We start from the raw sequence: 16957 nt of genomic DNA on the forward strand, positions 1-16957 counted from the left end.
ACATTGATGTTGATTGGCCCGCCGCCCGCGTCGGAACGCCGCCCGGAGCAAGCCCGCTCCCACAGGGGATTTGCGGATGTCTGCAGAGATGTTTTTCGGCGTGACGAGGCAGCGGAGCCATGTGATCCTTGCGCCTTTTGCCAAGGGCGATCCTGATCCATGACGCTGTCATCCGCTGCTTCACCCCGCCTCATCCGCATCGCCGCTGCCCTGTTGATCGGCCCGGACGGGCGCACGCTGTTGGTCCGCAAGCGCAGCACCGAAGCGTTCATGCAGCCGGGGGGCAAGATCGAAGCCCATGAGCAACCGGTCCAGGCGCTGGCCCGTGAACTTGAAGAAGAATTGGGCCTGGTCATCGATCCGGCACACGCCACTTATCTCGGGCAATTCTCGGCACCGGCCGCCAATGAGCCGGGTTTTACCGTCCAGGCCGAACTCTTTCAGCTGACCATCGATTCAGACGTATCGCCGGCGGCGGAAATCGAAGAGGTGCGCTGGATCGACCCGGCCACTGACGGCAATGTCACGCTGGCGCCATTGACACGGGACCTGATCCTGCCGTTTTATCGAGCCTTGTTAACCGAAACTGCCTGATTATTCCCGGACAAAGGACTGCCCATGATCCCGCTTCAAGACTTGCTGATTTTCGCCGCTGCCGCGTTGCTGATGGTGCTGACGCCGGGGCCGAACATGATTTACCTGATCTCCCGTTCGATCTGCCAGGGCCGCAAGGCCGGTGTGACGTCGTTGCTGGGTGTGGTCGCGGGGTTTTTCGTGCACCTGTTCGCGGCCGCTGCCGGTTTGACCGCGGTATTTCTGGCGGTGCCGATGGCCTACGAAGTGCTGAAGTGGGCCGGCGCGCTGTACCTGATGTGGTTGGCGTGGCAAGCCGTCAAACCGGGTGCGCGTTCACCGTTCGAAGCGCAGCAGTTGCCGCCGGACTCGTCGCGCAAACTGATCACCATGGGTTTTCTGACCAGCGCCCTGAACCCGAAGATCGCCGTGTTTTACTTGTCGGTGTTTCCGCAGTTCATTACGCCTGAGCATGGCTCGGTGTTCACGCAAAGCATCACGCTGGGGCTGACTCAGATCGGCGTCAGTTTCAGCGTCAATCTGCTGATTGCGCTGTTCGCCGCGGGCATCGCCTCCTGGTTCGTCAACAACCCGTCCTGGCTGGCGGTGCAGCGCTATTTCATGGGGTTCGTGCTGTCGGCGCTGGCAGTGCGACTGATGCTGGAACAACGACGGATGGCTTGAACATGTGGATTGAACGGCTTGATGCCAGTCATGCTCTGGATTATCGGGCGCTGATGCTCGAAGCCTATGACCTGCATCCCCAGGCGTTTACCTCCAGCGTGCGCGAACGTGCTGTGATGCCATTGAGTTGGTGGGAATCACGCCTGAGCGGCAAACTGGACGTGGTATTCGGCGCGTTCGAAGGCGGTGAGTTGGCGGGCATCGTCGGGCTGGCCTTCGAGCCTCGGGAAAAGGCCAGGCACAAGGCGACATTGTTTGGCATGTACGTATCGGGCAAGGCCCGGCAACGCGGAGTCGGTTATCACCTGGTACAGGCTGCCCTGGCTGAAGCGCAGGACCATAAAGGTCTGAGGCTGATCCAGCTGACCGTCACCGCTGGTAATGAGGCTGCGTTCAAGTTGTACCAGCGTTGCGGTTTCGTCCAGTTTGGCCTGGAACCTTTGGCGGTACGGGTCGGTGAAGACTACTTCGACAAAATCCACATGTGGCGGGAACTCTGAACCCACCGCAATCCCTGTGGGAGCGGGCTTGCTCGCGAAAGCGGTGTCAAATTCAACAATAATGTTGACTGAAACACCGTATTCGCGAGCAAGCCCGCTCCCACATTTTGATCGTCGTCAGGCTCTAGCGAACTGCGCTGACGCCATCCAGTGTCGAGAACGACGTGTCCTTGGCCGTCAGCAGGAAGTCGCGCATGTACGGCGCATCCAGCATGTCGGCGCGAATCCCCGCGTACAACGTCGCAAACAAACCTTTCTCGCCCAGCCGCTTGGCCTTCACATAACCCCGTGAGCTGTATTCATGCAGCGCCCAATGGGGCATGCCGCACACGCCGCGGCCGCTGGCCACCAATTGCATCATCATCACCGTCAGTTCCGACGTGCGGACCTGAGCCGGTTCGATATCGGCCGGTTCCAGGAAACGGGTGAAGATGTCCAGCCGATCACGCTCCACCGGGTAGGTGATCAGCGTTTCCGTGAGCAAATCTTCCGGGACGATGTAGGCCTTGCTCGCCAAACGGTGCTGATTGGCGACCGCGAGCATCGCTTCATAGGTGAACAACGGCACATAAGTGATCCCGGCCAGTTCCAGCGGGTCGGAGGTCACCACCAAATCCAGATCGCCACGGGCCAGCGCAGGCAGCGGGGCGAATGAGAAGCCTGAAGCCAGGTCCAGCTCGACTTCCGGCCAGGCATCGCGGAACTGGTCGATGGTCGGCATCAGCCATTGAAAGCAACTGTGGCACTCGATCGCCATGTGCAAACGCCCGGCAGTGCCACCGGCCAGCCGCGCGATATCGCGCTCGGCGCCGCGCAGCAACGGCAGAGTGGCGTCGGCCAGTTGCAGCAGACGCAAACCGGCGCTGGTGAAGCGCACCGGTTTGGTCTTGCGCACGAACAACGGCATGCCCATGCGCTCCTCCAGTTCCTTGAACTGGTGGGACAGGGCCGACTGCGTCAGGTGCAAGCGGTCGGCCGCATCCACCAGGCTATCGGCTTCGCGCAACGCGTGCAGGGTCTTCAGGTGACGGATTTCAAGCACCGGGGGCTCCATGAGGAAAACTTGTGATCAACACGAAAAGGTTGAGTTTGTCTCATGTTGGGTTAGCTGTCGACAATAGCGCCATGTTTTACAGCAACTTTTAGAGGGAGCAATTTCACATGGCCTTGGCACACACACTGGGTTTCCCGCGCATCGGCGCTGACCGCGAACTGAAAAAAGCCCTCGAATCCTACTGGAAGGGCGATCTGGATCAGGACGCGCTGAAAAGCGTCGGCCGCCAATTGCGCGCCACCCATTGGCAATTGCAGAAAGACGCCGGCATCGACCTGCTGCCCGTGGGCGACTTCGCCTGGTACGACCAGGTCCTGACCCACTCCTTGACCTTCGGTGTGATTCCCGAGCGTTTCGACAGCGCCAAGGACTCGCGCGGCCTGCCGACCCTCGATACCCTGTTCGCCATGGCCCGTGGCGCCACGACGGCCTGCTGCGGCGGCGAACACAGCAAAGCGCAATACGCCCAGGAACTGACCAAATGGTTCGACACCAACTACCACTACCTGGTCCCGGAGTTCAGCGCTGATCAACAATTCAAACTGAGCTGGGAACAGCTGTTCGACGAAGTCGACGAAGCTAAGGCCCTCGGCCACAACGTCAAACCGGTGATCATCGGTCCACTGACTTACCTGTGGCTGGGCAAAGCCAAAGGCAATGACTTCGACAAGCTCGACCTATTGGAACGCCTGCTGCCAATCTACGGTGAAATCCTCGGCCGTCTCGCCGCTCAGGGCGTGGAATGGGTGCAGATCGACGAACCGATCCTGACCCTTGACCTGCCACAGGCCTGGAAAAACGCTTTCGAGCGCGCCTATCACATCCTTCAATATTCGCCGTTGAAAAAACTGGTGGCGACTTACTTCAGCGGTCTGGAAGACAACCTCGGCCTGGCGGTCAGCCTGCCAGTACAAGGCCTGCACATCGATGCCGTGCGCGCCCCGGATCAACTCGGCCAGGTGCTGGACCGTCTGCCGACCTACAAGATTCTCTCGGTGGGCCTGGTCAACGGTCGCAACGTCTGGCGCTGCGAACTGGAGCAAGTGCTGGCGCAACTGCAGCCGGCCCAGGAACGCTTTGGCGACAACTTGTGGGTCAGCAGTTCCTGCTCGCTGCTGCACAGCCCGGTGGATCTGGATCGCGAAGACAAACTCGACCCGGAACTGAAAAGCTGGCTGGCATTTGCCGTGCAGAAGTGCGGTGAAATCGCCGTGCTGCGCGATGCCCTGAACGACCCGCAATCACCCAAGGTGCAAGCCGCCCTCGCCAAAAGCCGTGCGATTCAGGCCAGTCGCGCCGAGTCGCCGCGTATCCACAAAGCCGAGGTGCAGGCACGGATAAGCGCCATCCGTGACAAGGACAGCCAACGGCACTCGCCGTTCGCCAAACGCATCGAGCAGCAACGTGCGCGATTGAAACTGCCGGCCTTCCCGACCACCACCATCGGCTCGTTCCCGCAGACCGGTTCGATTCGTCTGGCACGCCAGGCGTTCAAGCAAGGCAAGCTGTCGGCCAACGATTACACCGACGCCATGCACAGCGAAATCCGCCATGCCGTGCAAGTCCAGGAACGCCTGGGGCTGGACGTGCTGGTGCACGGTGAAGCCGAACGCAACGACATGGTCGAGTACTTCGCCGAGCAACTGGACGGCTACCTGTTCACCCGTTTTGGCTGGGTGCAAAGCTACGGTTCGCGCTGTGTGAAACCGGCGATCATCTATGGTGACCTGAGTCGGCCGAACGCCATGACGGTCGACTGGATCACCTATGCGCAAAGCCTGACCGACAAGGTCATGAAAGGCATGCTCACCGGTCCCGTGACCATGCTGATGTGGTCGTTCCCGCGTGAAGACGTCTCGCGCAAAATCCAGGCGCAGCAACTGGCGCTGGCCCTGCGTGACGAAGTGGTGGACCTGGAAGCTGCCGGTATCAAGATCGTGCAGATCGACGAAGCCGCCTTCCGTGAAGGCTTGCCGCTGCGCCGTGCGCAATGGCAGGAATACCTCGACTGGGCGGTAGAAGCGTTCCGCTTGAGCGCCTCCGGTGTGCGGGACGAAACCCAAATCCACACTCACATGTGCTACAGCGAATTCAACGACGTGATCCAGTCCATTGCGGCGATGGACGCCGATGTGATCACCATCGAAACCTCGCGCTCGGACATGGAATTGCTGGAGGCTTTCGAGGCCTTCGACTACCCGAATGACATCGGGCCGGGCGTGTATGACATCCACTCGCCACGGGTGCCGGACACGGCGGAAATGGTGAAGTTGATGAGCAAAGCCGTGAAGCGCATTCCGGCTGAGCGGTTGTGGGTGAACCCCGATTGCGGGCTGAAGACCCGGGCTTGGCCGGAGACTGAGGCGGCGTTGGTGAACATGGTGGCGGCGGCGCGGCAGTTGAGGAGTCAACTGGCTTAAGTCCTCGTTCCGTAAATGTCGCCCCGGCAAAACAAAACCCGCTGACCGGTTAACGGTCAGCGGGTTTTTACTGCTTAAGTCACTTTGCTCAGAACGACCCAGGCCATGTCGTAATCATTGCCGTTGCCACTGGGCTGGCCGCTGTCGAGATAAAGCGTTACCTCAGGAACGTTCGGCGTGAAATACAAATCCAGAACCATCCAGTTAAAGGAGCCAATCGTCTGATAAGGCGATGCGGCACCTGTGCTGGTGCTTAAGCGAAGCACCGGAGAGTCGTGACGGCCATCCATTCGGGCTACGGCAAATTGGTATCGGTACATGGCCCCCGGTTGCAAGTTATAGAAGGACTTTTGCAATACCGTACCGTGTGAACGCATCGTATAGGTGTAGTTGTTCAGCGCGTAAAAGCCCCTTCCGGGAGCCGCGTAAAATGAAAAGTCACTCGCGCCACCACCCGCCCCGCCCGGGGCCCAACCTTGCCAGGCCACGTATTTGAAATCTGCAAGATCGCTTAACAACCCTTGCTGAACGGTGAAAGCGTGTGGCAGCGATTGTTTGGAACCATCGATGGTTCGCGCCGTGATGACATGCCTGGTCACTGCGAACCACCGCGCAGGGACCGTCCACACGCCGTTGTCTGCAACCGGGAAGCGCCCGAGACTGGCGTCGCCATCATAGACGTCGACCTGCTGTTTCGGGGTTGCCTTGCCTTGAATGATGATGTTGCTCTGGTAGTAGGTTGCGCCGTTATTGGGTACCTGGCGGTCACCAGTCGTGACGGAAGTAATGGTAGGCGTCTGCGCTTCCTGCACAACAAAGGCCCAGATGGCGGAGGGCCGGTTTGTGCCGGGGTTCTGCACGGTGAAACTGTACGAGCCCGGCGCCAGGGTGGCGAGGGTGTGTGACCAGGTTTTCCCTGCGGTGGAGGTTGGTGTGGCCACGATCACGCCATGGTTGCGCAGTTCTACGGGGACACTCACTCCAGCAGTGCCCGTCAGCGTTGCCCGGGTGGCAAATGTCTGGCTGTTGCGGGGGATATCGCTGCCATTGCCGTCCTTGACTATCGTGATGTCCGGGTTCGGAATCGGTGAGCCGATGTTCAATCGCCGCCGTTCCGAAACCCGTTGGGTTTTGGTAAAGGGGTTGGTGACGGTATAGACCAGCTCGACGGTGTTGTTTCGATTGGCCAGCAGTTTCTCGAAGGGCACGGTTCGCGTAATGTCTTTGCCCACCATTTCAGGCTGCACCTCTATCGGCGGTGACGACCAGGAGTCCTGCTGGTTGGCCCCAATGAAGTCGAGCCTGACGATGTGCAGGGCACGCATGCCGGGATAAGGCTCGATGGTGACCGCTGCACCGTTGGGTACATTTTCCGGGATCAACACATCGTCTTTCGCATCGATGACTTCCGGTCGCAGCAATTGGGCCGTGATGTCGCCGATTTCCAGCACCAGGGTTTCGGAACCCACGTCTTCAGTGTCTTTGCGGCGGACGGTGTACTCGACCAGTACCTTGGCCCCTTCCCATTTTTCAATATGGTCTTTGGGGACGGTGAACTCGATGTCCTTGTCCACCATATCCGCGCTGACGGGGCTGGACGCCGCGTAGAAATCCTCTATTCCTGCCGCCGTTATGACGTACCAGTAAATGTAAACGACATCGTTGAGAATGATGGCGCCTGGCTGGCTTTTCACGATCACGTGGGCCGGGTCGGTGTCTACCGCGACAGACCCCCCTTTGGCTTCAGGCACCACAGGTGCAGCCAGCTTCAGGGGCATGCCGATCATCTTGGCGTAGGTCGTGCGTGAGTAGCGCGGGGTGGTGGGTTTGGCGGCTTGGGTCAGTCTATAGTCAACTTTGACGAAACCCCGAGCGATCAGGTGGACCCGGTCATAGGGAATCATGAACGTGTGCGAACGGCTCGACGCTTCGGGTTTCCATTGCATATCCACGGGCACCTGACGGCCACCAGCGCTGACGCCGCGCCAGCTCAGATCCACCACGTCCCCAGGTACAAAACTGACTTTGGAGGAGAAGATATGTGTTTCGACGTCCTCCCCCAGCAGTGCATCAAGGTCGAGCTGTTGTTCGCCATCCGCCTTGTCGATAACGGGGGGTTCGAGTAGCACGAGCGTGGGGTCGAACAGGAAGAAGATCGGAGGCGCATCGGCAGCGCTGTGATTGTCCACCACATCCTTAAGGTGATAAGTGAGCCGCAAAGGATTTACGGGGGGCAGATTCGTCAGGAGGTTTTTAGGGATCGTGAACTTTATGGGCTTGCCAACCTGGCTGGTAGTGACCAGGGGCAGCTCGATCTTTTTATCTCCCCACAGGACAAAAATGGTGGAGTTCTTGCGCATGTTCTCGTAGGGCGCGATGGTGATGGGCACCCCGTTGTTGTCGTCCAGATAGTCCTTGGTGACGCCGTTATCGAGGATGTCCCGCTCCACCTCGATAGGCGCCAGTCCCTGATGGAAAGCCTCCGTCGGATCCGGGTCCGGTCCGCCGGGCAGGGTGGTTTTGATCAGTACTTTCAGTGCCGGTGAGCGTTCGTAGTCGCCCCCGACATTGCTGATCCTGCGTACGCCGACCACCAGATCGCACACGCCGTCGGGCAAATCATTCTGTGAGATGACCTGGAGTATCCGTAGATTCACCTGTGTATCACTGACAGTGCCATTCGCAAGTGTGATCGGGATCCCAGACGAGTAGATCGCTTCAACTATCCAGTGATCACCTGCCGACATGCTGCTCCACGGGTCGATCGCCGTTATCAGCCCTTTTAGCTGGTTTATTTCTTCCTGGAACGCGCGTCTATTGATACCGTATTCGGCCTCATCATCCGCCAGCAGGCTGATCAAGCTGGTTATCACGAGCACAGGAACGCTATTGACTCTGATATCGCCGGGTTTTGGCAGCGGTGGAAGCAGGTCAATTTGCCGTGCTTTGACAGGGGGCTCGGGTGTGTTGAAAACGCTCATGGCGGATTACCTCTGAACAGGTGGGTAATGGGAGTCAATCGATCCTGCGGGTGTTGCCGACAATGAAGACCTGGACGTACTTCGAGCGTCGGCGTTCGCCGCTGGCGGTGACTTGCGTGTACGCCACGTTGGCAAAACCACCGGCCAGGCGCTGGACCACGGCGTTGGACACCTCGAAGGTCAGCGCTGTCTGGGAGGCAACCGTTCGAGAGTCGGTGAACAGCTGGGGCAGGCCTGTGCGGGGTTCGCCTCGCCAGTCGAGTTCCACCACATCCGTTGGGGCAAAGACCGAGGCCGGGGTCGCGACCGTCACGATGACGGACTTGGCCCCTAGCGCAGTCATGTAGATGGCGTTGTCCTGATCGGTTTCGGACACCACCGGGGCGGGCAGGCGTTGTGCGTGATTGGCGTCCTGGATATAGACCATCAACCCGATCGAGTGGTCAGAGGCCATGTTGCCCACCTCGTCAGTTACCCAGTACTGAAGCAAGGCCTGGCCACTGCCGTCGGCCGCGATCATTTCCTGGGAAATCGTGAGCTCGACCGGTTGACCGATCTCGGACTTCAGAACCTTGTGTGCGATGCGCCAGCCGACATACTGAATCGCCACGGTATCGTTGGGGCGCATGCCCTGCCAGGGCTGCACGGTGACAATGACGTCCTGTGTGCCGTCGATGATCGACGGCGTAATGACGGGGGGCCGCAATAACCTGTGGCCCGGGTATTCCGGTTGTGGGTCGATTCCCCCGGGCAGTTCGGTTTTGACGAACACCTCAAGATGCCCCGACTCCACGCTATTGACCCGGTAGAACCAGGTACTGAAGCCCTCGGGAATGTCCTTGACCTGGACTCTTCTCAAGAGCGGCTCGCCGTTATAGTCACTTGGCACGGTGAACCAGATGATCGGCAGGGCGGGCGAGGTCGGGTGGCGAATGAACACTTCCACCCGGTCACCGACGAAGATTTGTGTGGGGGGAATAACGATCGCCATACCGTTGATGTTGCCTCGGGCCAACGTTCGGTTGATGCCCACATCCGCGTCTTCGATCGCCGTGAGGGCGCCGGGAATATCAAGCCTGCTTTCGCTCACGATCGAGGTGGCAAACCGGGCGGGGCTATTTTCCACCAGTTGTTCGTCAATATTCATGATGTGTCCTCAAGTCAGAGCGAACTGATGCCGCCAGATCACAGCGGATGGGCTCTTATTTAAGGTTCCGGCGTTGAAACCGGCTACTGTCAAATGTGACAGGTCAAGGCACTTTTCAGACGGGTGGCAAGCTTCGCCTATACGCCGCAGGGGCATTACCGCCCCCCGGCGCTGGTGGTGTCAGAGGTTCTGGAAGTGCTGCAAGGCTAACGGCCTGCCGATTTCACCACGCCAGATAGAGTCGACCGGCGCACCGGTTTGCGCCTGTTTTTGTTGCCATTGCAGGCCGAGTTGGCGTTGTTGCGCTGTTTTGAGATGGGCTCTGACGAACTCGTCGAAGCGCGGTTGGGGCTTGTTGTAATGAAAATGGGCATACCACAGGGGCTGTGCCGGAGTTTGCGTCAGGTCGAGCACTTCGTACTCCTGCAGGAAGTCCCTGCGCCCGTTCTTCGGGCGTGCGAGCTCGGTCAATTCACCGTTCTTGCGAATCTGCACCGCACCCTGTTTGAGCAGATAGTCCAGATACCCCTCTGTGGGCGTCTGGCTGATGAGGGAGTGCCGGATGCGTAAGTCTTGTCCTTTGCGCGTCAGTTCGGCAGCCTTTTCGCGCAGTTGCCCGATGAGAGGGGCCTGGGGGTCGAGGCGTTCGATCTGGCTGGCGCGCAGGCGAAGCTCGGTGGCTTCAGTCAGCATCATGTGTTCAAGGTCGACGGGCAGCATTTTTTGCCTGGCGTAGGCTTCGACCTTGTCCTGGTACGCCGCCTGGGTGTTCAGGCGACTCTTTGCCTCCGCCAACAAAGGCCTGACATCCGTGGGGGCATGCTGTTGGCTGACCCGCAGGGGATTCTCCTGCAGACGGTATTTGCCGTGTAACCCTGGCAACCAGTTTTCGGTATAGCCATCGATGCCCTTGAGTGTGAATCGATCCTGGCCGCTGATCACGTCACCGATCAACAATTGACCTTGTTCGGTTTCAAAGATCTTTTTCACGATAGGCCCGGTCGGCCGTGGCACAGATGTTTGCCTGATGGCCTGGCGAGCTCGTTCGGCGGTTTTTTCTATGCCGTCCAGGAGCAGCGGGACATAGGTGAGATCGAAATGTTGAGGATAGCTGGCTGTCCATGCCGTCAGCTCCTTGCGAAATTGATCGTAGGCCGCCAGACACTCTTCAAGAATCCTGGTGCGTTCCGCGGGGCGGGCGTTCACTTGGTGAAGACAGTGTTGGGTAGCCAGGACCCGATCGATCCTGGCCCGTGCGTCAGCCATCTGGGTTTGCAGATAAAACCAGGAGACATCATTAACCGCATCAAACCGACTGACGACTTGCAAGTATTGACCCGTTTTCAGGTACTGCCGGTTCTCCGGCAGCAATGCGGCTGCCATTTTGTTTTTTTCTGTCGCTACGACTCTTCGTTGAGCGTCATTGGTGATGCGTTTGCTCCATTCATCAATCTGTGCGCTGGTCGCGTCGATCAATTCGAGCGCCTTGACCATCCCTACCCGTGCATTTTTGCGCTGTTGCAGAAGGCTCAATATGGGCTTGAAGTCTGTGTTGGGCAGAGTATCCGACTGGTTTGCAAAATCGTCGAGTTCCTCCAGGTGCTGAGCGATGCGCCTGGCGCCAAACCTCAACCGGTGCAGTGAGCGGTCCACTATCACCCAGGCCATTCGGCTTTTTACGTCGTTAATACCTGCCCGTTTGTTGCCATGGCTCAACGGCAACAGTTCTTCGAGTTCCAGGTAACCGGTTTTGGCCAGTTCTATTTCTTTCAGGCAAGCGGCGTCCAGGTGCTTGATTTGTGCCATGTGGGTTTGAGGTGGGCTGATTTTGTAGCGCTCCAGCGCCTCATTTGTGCGCTTGCTCAGGGTGCTCAGTTGCTCGATCCTGGTATCGGTGCTGGCTGTCAGTGCTTGTTGGCGCCGAAAAACCCGATCGACCCACCAACGCGGCAGTCGCTCGCGGATGACCGTCGGCCAGATCGGATCAAGCCTGTTGGCCAGGTAACTTTGTACCCCACCCCCTCCCGCCAGGCCGCCATTGAAGGCAGTCCCGTAAACGGCGAAGTGAGTGTTCCATTGCCCGCTGGCATCGAGGGCTACGGGTTGTTTATAGCTTTTGAGCTGAGTCCCGCTCAGCCGCCAGGCCCCGTCATGCAATTCCACCTTGTAGATGATTCCGTACCTGACAATGAAGTCACCGTCGGCGTGTCGATAGACATTGCGATAAACGCCGTCCGTACCGGGTTGAAGGCCCGCCAGGGAAACTGGTTTTTCGTAGTGATAACCAGCGAATCTCGCTGCAATATGCCGGGCCTCACGTGCCGATATCAGCGGTGTGGACGAAGCGTCAGTGCCTCTGAACATCCTGCTCAACTGGCGATGAAACGTTCGTGTGCGGATCGCGCTGAGCCGCAAGCTGAAACCCGAGAGAAAGTCCATGCCTGCATCGATCAACGCCTGCAACACCATGGTTATTTCAGCCATGCCTTGCACGTGATTACCTTTGCGAAAGGCCGCGACGGCTTGATTGGCGCTGTTCCAGGCATCATAGAGGCCGACACCGGTACCGATGATGGGCAAGACGCCAATGGCCATTTTCAAATAGGTGAACACCTTCTCGCCCTTGACTGCGTATTGCTCCAGAAAGAGTTCGCTGTTGGAGCGTGAGGTGTTGCGATGAGCCAGGATCAGGCGGCCCATCTCGGCATGCAATAGATGGGCTGGTAATGAAGTGCTTTTGGGCCACGGGCGCCCGACACCGATGATCCCGTCGAAGTTTTTCAGCAAGGCTTGCGTGATGCGGCCCAGGTGATTTGCCTTTAGGCCATCAAGGGCGCGCTCTGCCAGATAGTTGGCCATTTCACTGCCAAGGCACAGATCGAACAACGCCTTTCGGGCTTGCTCCAGACTGTCGTATCGGCGCAGGAACACGCCGTCCGGGGTGTCGGGCAGGTACAGCAGCGTGAGTCCGCTGATTTTCTCCTCAATGAAGGTAATGCCCGACAGGGTGGTTGGCTTGTAGTCCGTATCTTTGCCTCCCGCGCTCAACAACGCGGGCAGCAGTACGATCTGCTGGCCATTGGCGGACCAGTCCTGCGCCGTCGCGGCCTCAATCGCGACGTTGAGGATTTGCCACTCGGTGGCGTTGATTGCACCTCGCAGGAGGGCAAAGCGTCCCTGAATGGCGAGTTGCAAGCGGTAGGGTTCGAGCAGGCATTCGTGGTGGTATTCACGTTCGAATGCCGATGCTGTCGCCGGTCCGCTGTAGGTGCTGCGTATCAGCTCTTCGTAGTGCTGCGCCAGATCGAGTTCCGGCACGAGGGCGCACAGGTACGACAGGGTGATGCCTTTGACCAGCGCATCGCGCTCGGTATCGGAGCTGGCGGTGACTTCGACACGCATGAAGCTCAAGCGCTGCTTGATGCTGTCGTCGATGTTCAGCAGCGCCAGTTCATGGATCGACAGTTTGCTGCGGCTTTGGCTGGCGACCCATACGGTTTTGGTCGGCGTTCCCGGTGCGCCTGGAGCCACGGTGAAGTGTTGTTCGGATGTCACTGCATCAGGCAGGTCCAATTGCACGGCGAAGCTGTGCTGGAGTGAGAAATCCTTGCGCAGCCGGGCATCGATGCGTTTGGCGGCGAAGTCACTGACCAGCGGCAAAGTGAGCTCGTGTAACGCGTGGGCGCGTTGCAAGGCTGGTACATAGCGTTCGATCAATGCATTGAGCTGCAAGCGTTCACCCGGTGATGCCTGGGTGAGCCATTGGGGGAACTGGCGGGTCAATCGTGCGCTCAGGTTTTGCTCGACGATTTGTGCGAAAGCGAGGTCGCGGTTCTGGTGGCTGGGCACCTGCAGGGCGGCAAGCGTCTGCTCGCGTAACTGTCCCAGTGCGTTCGCGTGTTGTGCGGGTTGGGAATCGATGGGGTATTGCTGGCGAATCTCGGCTGCGCGGCGTTCGAAAGTCGCGACTTGTTGATGCAAGCTGTACTCGAAAGGGTCGGTGGCGATCGGGGTCAGGTGCAACGCCGCGTGCCCGTCGGCGGCATGCAGTTTAAACAGGGAACGCTCCATTTCCCGGCGATTGGCGAACCGTTGCAAACCTCCGCCAGCACCGGTGCAGTAGAGCAACAGGCTTTGCGTCGAGGACGGGTCTTGCAGCGTCACGGTGTCGGCGAAAACCAGCAGCCCCTCCAGCTCCTGACGCTGCGAAACGGTTTCAATGTCGCCGGTTTCGCTGACCGATAAGGTCACGAAGGCAGCGGCGCTCTGATCGGAACGATCGGCGCTGGCAGGCGTTTTCAACACGGCTTCAAGCAGGCGGTGTTCGGCGGTATCGATCTGCTCCAGCTTGAGTTGGATGCTGGCCTCGGCTTGCAGGGCCTTGAGTCTCGTCTGATAGAGTGCGGCGTATTGAATGTTGATCGTCGACGTATCGAAAACGCGCTCGCGCTCCAGCAGGGCGGATGCCGCGGTCATGGCGGCCTGGTCGGCCTCGTCCAGGGATGCAAACAGGGCCTTGAGCGCTGTCACCTGTGGATTGTCGAACGTCTCCTGATCGTGTTTTTTCAGCATGTTTTCGATGGCGCTGTATTGCTGCCTGAATGCGGCCTTGCGCACGAACAAAGAGAATTCGTGCCCGGGATTACCGAGCGGGAAGGAGGGGGCGAGCGCCTGATCGTCCTGCTCGTGTACCGGTGCGGGGAGGTCCGGCGCTGCGCTAAAGCCTCCTTTTGCGCGGCGTCGCGCGTCGACTTGATCGACAGCGAGCAGTGCGTAGGCCGCCTGTTCGGCAATGTCGTCGCCAAGGCCGGTGCATGCGCTTTCCAATTGAATGGCATGCAAACGCTCCAATAATTGGGCTGCACCGACCTCCAGCGGGGCACTCGGGTTGTTGTAGTCGACAACGCTGTGACCGTCAGTCGTGACACTCCAGGGGATTTCGTGTTGATGCCTGATCAGCCAACTGTCCAGCTCGCTGCGCTGACTGAAGTGCAACAGTGCGGGCCGGTGGGTGGGCAAATACAGCAACTGCTCGGTGGATTGTCCCCCGTAAAGACTGATGTCCAGCACACCAGGAAGTTTGGCGAAACGATTGTCAGCGCGTTGCAGGGCCAACTGTTCGGCGATGACTCGCTGGCCTGCCACTTCGGATTTTCCGTCGACAGGATCGAGGATCGCCAGCAGCGGCTTTAACTGCTCGGCACTTAACGCACCCTCGGCGAGGGCCAGTTGGCCTGCCGCGTCAACGTGTGTGCGGTACAACCGGGCGGCCAGGTGCCGTCTTGATAATGGCGAGCCATTGGCCCGGCCGTTCCAGTACGTGTTCCAGCCGTCCGTCAGGCGCTGCTTCAGACCCAGGGCCTTGAGTTGTTTGAGCAGCTCGACGGCAGAGGTGGCGAAGTGTCGATGGCTGCGATCGATCCCCGTAACCCGACAGGTCGGGATATGCCGCGGGTCCAGATCCGGTTGTTGCAGCAGGAAGGCGCAGGCTTCTGTCAGGCTGCAACGGCGCGAAGAGCGCTCGGCGGTGGCCGGAAAAAACAGGCCGACCCGCTCGCCATCCAGATCCAGTCGTTGCCTGAGCGTTTGCGTCAACAGGCTGTGAACGCTGGGGGAGGTCGCCATGAGCTTGAGCATTTGCTGCTGGCTGTCTCGCCAGCGCTGCGAGGCCTGGAGGAACGAATGTTCATTCTGCATCGCCGGGATGGTGGCGAGTGCGAGGCCAAAATCACTGAGGGTGATTGGGTCAGTGTCGTGATGTTGTTCGAGCATGGTGTGCCTGGCTTCAAGGTGGACGGTTGGCAGGCATTGAATGCGAAGGGGCTCGGGCGGTGGTGGTACATAGTTATCGCATTGACCGTTCAGCGAACTTCATCAAACTGTCACGTAACTGTGGCAGCGCGCTTGAACAAACTTCATCAGACTCGCGCTCTACTGGAGTCCTGCGTTTCGGTGTTTTTCATGCGTGCACGATTTTTTTCCACAGCGGTTTTCCTGGCCGCGCTGTTGTTCGGCCTGCCGTCCCTGGCGGCGTCTCGTTGCGATATCAATGTTCCGACCGAACGGGTCGATCTGGCACAGGTGAGCCTGGCGTACCAGAGCATCGGCCGTGCCTCGGACCCTGCGTTGTTGCTGGTGATGGGCCTGGGCGGGCAGTTGATTCACTGGCCGGACGAGGTGGTGGTCGCGCTGTGTCAGCAGGGTTTTCGGGTGATTCGCTATGACAATCGCGATGTCGGGCTCTCGACCTGGCGGCAAGCCCCCCCTGACGCCAACCTGACCTTCGAAGTGCTGCGCTACAAACTGGGTTTGCCGGTGTCGGCGCCGTACACCCTGACCGATATGGCAGACGATGCTTTTGGCTTGATGGATGCGTTGCACGTCGAGCAGTTCCACGTGCTGGGCGCGAGCATGGGTGGGATGATCGCCCAGCACATGGCGGCGATGGCGCCGCAACGGGTCGAGAGCCTGACCCTGATCATGACCAGCTCCGGGGCCGAAGGCTTGCCGGCGCCGAGTGCGGCGTTGGTGCAACTGTTGTCGCGTCGTGGGGCGCCCAATCGCGAGGTGGCACTGGAGCAGCAAGCCGATTTGCTGGCGGCGCTGGGCAGCCCGACGGTGAGCGATGATCGGCAAGTGCTACTGCATCAGGCGGCACTGTCTTATGACCGGGCGTTCAACCCCGAAGGCGTGAAGCGCCAGATCATGGCGATCCTCGCCGAGCGCAGTCGTGTGGCGCTGCTCAATCAACTGCGCGTACCGACGCTGGTGGTTCACGGCACTGCTGATCCGTTGCTGCCGGTCATGCACGGCGTTCATCTGGCGGCGCATATCCGCGGCAGTCAGTTGAAGCTGATTCCGGGGCTGGCGCATCGATTCCAGGAAGCGTTCAAGGCGCCGTTGCTGGCAGCGGTGTTGCCGTATTTGCAGGCCCATCGCGAAGACACCTCGCATTGGGCGCAGATTGATCCGGTGGCGGAACACAAGCTCCTGTAACCCCCCAATCCAACTGTGGGAGCGGGCTTGCTCGCGCGGCGCCGAGGTCGGGTTTGCGTTTCGCACGGATGGTAACAGTCGCATCTACAACACCTTCGACGCCCACCGCTTGCTGTTCTGGGCGGGGCTGGAAGGGTTGCAGTTCAATCTGAAAGAGGCGCTGTTCAAGGCGTATTTCACCGAGGGCGGCAATCCGTCCGACCCTGGGCAGTTGGCGCAGATCGCCGAAAGCGTGGGGCTGGACCGGTCGCGAGCCGAGGCGATTCTGGCGTCGGATGAGTTCGCCAAAGAGGTTCTCGAAGAAGAGCAGTTGTGGCTGTCGCGAGGCGTCAATTCGGTGCCAACGGTGGTGTTCAACGGACAATACGCCGTCAGTGGCGGTCAGCCGGTCGACGCCTTTGTCGGCGCAATTCGGCAGATCATGAGTGAAGCGAAGGGCGGGACAGTGAGCTGATCCTTTGGCACGCGCGGTCACTGTGGGAGATTCTATGGTTGAGGGAAAGCCCTCAACTGGCTTTTGGCTGATATTCGCTTTGCCCTTTCAGCAAGGCGAATACCACCCGAGCAAGCTTGCGAGCCAGCATCACCAGCGCCTGAGTGGT

General features: G+C 59.3%; 9 protein-coding genes and 2 pseudogenes. 6 read left to right on the forward strand and 5 right to left on the reverse strand.

Translation table 11 applies throughout. The annotated features are described in order from the left end of the window. Window positions 1-159: 159 nt before the first annotated feature. Genes KGB03_RS30010 through KGB03_RS30020 form a run of 3 tightly spaced genes read left to right on the forward strand, consistent with a single transcriptional unit; the run spans window position 160 to window position 1757 of the window. Window positions 160-594: an NUDIX hydrolase gene (locus KGB03_RS30010; RefSeq protein WP_111452009.1), complete on the forward strand. Its 435-nt coding sequence runs from the start codon at window positions 160-162 to the stop codon at window positions 592-594. A gap of 24 nt (window positions 595-618) precedes the next feature. Beyond that, on the forward strand, window positions 619-1257 hold the full coding sequence (locus KGB03_RS30015) for a LysE family translocator (protein ID WP_192410286.1): 639 nt from the start codon (window positions 619-621) through the stop codon (window positions 1255-1257). A gap of 2 nt (window positions 1258-1259) precedes the next feature. Beyond that, entirely contained in the window at window positions 1260-1757 is a 498-nt protein-coding gene (locus KGB03_RS30020; RefSeq protein ID WP_218538354.1) for a GNAT family N-acetyltransferase, read from the forward strand. 124 nt (window positions 1758-1881) lie between these two features. On the opposite strand, the gene metR is transcribed toward KGB03_RS30020, so the two are convergent. After that, entirely contained in the window at window positions 1882-2799 is a 918-nt protein-coding gene (metR, locus tag KGB03_RS30025; RefSeq protein ID WP_008155262.1) for a transcriptional regulator MetR, read from the reverse strand. Between the two features lie 119 nt (window positions 2800-2918). On the opposite strand from metR, the gene metE reads away from it, so the two are divergent. After that, window positions 2919-5231 carry a 5-methyltetrahydropteroyltriglutamate--homocysteine S-methyltransferase gene (metE, locus tag KGB03_RS30030; protein ID WP_223530776.1) on the forward strand — a complete coding sequence of 771 codons (2313 nt, stop codon included), beginning with the start codon at window positions 2919-2921 and terminating at the stop codon, window positions 5229-5231. Between the two features lie 74 nt (window positions 5232-5305). On the opposite strand, the gene KGB03_RS30035 is transcribed toward metE, so the two are convergent. The 3 genes from KGB03_RS30035 to KGB03_RS30045 form a co-directional block, all read right to left on the reverse strand. Then, a complete protein-coding gene (locus tag KGB03_RS30035; protein ID WP_223530778.1) occupies window positions 5306-8212 on the reverse strand; it encodes a hypothetical protein in 2907 nt (968 codons plus the stop codon). 34 nt (window positions 8213-8246) lie between these two features. Next, the gene (locus tag KGB03_RS30040) at window positions 8247-9359 is read right to left on the reverse strand and encodes a hypothetical protein (RefSeq protein WP_218538357.1); all 1113 of its coding nucleotides are present in this window, start codon (window positions 9357-9359) and stop codon (window positions 8247-8249) included. A 180-nt stretch (window positions 9360-9539) separates the two neighbouring features. After that, complete coding sequence (locus KGB03_RS30045) at window positions 9540-15131, reverse strand: dermonecrotic toxin domain-containing protein (protein ID WP_223530780.1); 5592 nt, start codon at window positions 15129-15131, stop codon at window positions 9540-9542. A gap of 189 nt (window positions 15132-15320) precedes the next feature. Here KGB03_RS30045 and KGB03_RS30050 point away from each other — a divergent pair, with 189 nt between their 5' ends. Beyond that, complete coding sequence (locus KGB03_RS30050; protein ID WP_223530782.1) at window positions 15321-16355, forward strand: alpha/beta fold hydrolase; 1035 nt, start codon at window positions 15321-15323, stop codon at window positions 16353-16355. A 31-nt stretch (window positions 16356-16386) separates the two neighbouring features. Next, window positions 16387-16809: pseudogene (locus KGB03_RS30055) on the forward strand (DsbA family oxidoreductase); the annotation flags it as partial. A gap of 52 nt (window positions 16810-16861) precedes the next feature. Here KGB03_RS30055 and KGB03_RS30060 read toward each other — a convergent pair. Beyond that, window positions 16862-16957: pseudogene (locus KGB03_RS30060) on the reverse strand (IS110 family transposase); the annotation flags it as partial.

Source organism: Pseudomonas sp. BF-B-26 (assembly GCF_019956495.1).
Classification (GTDB): domain Bacteria; phylum Pseudomonadota; class Gammaproteobacteria; order Pseudomonadales; family Pseudomonadaceae; genus Aquipseudomonas.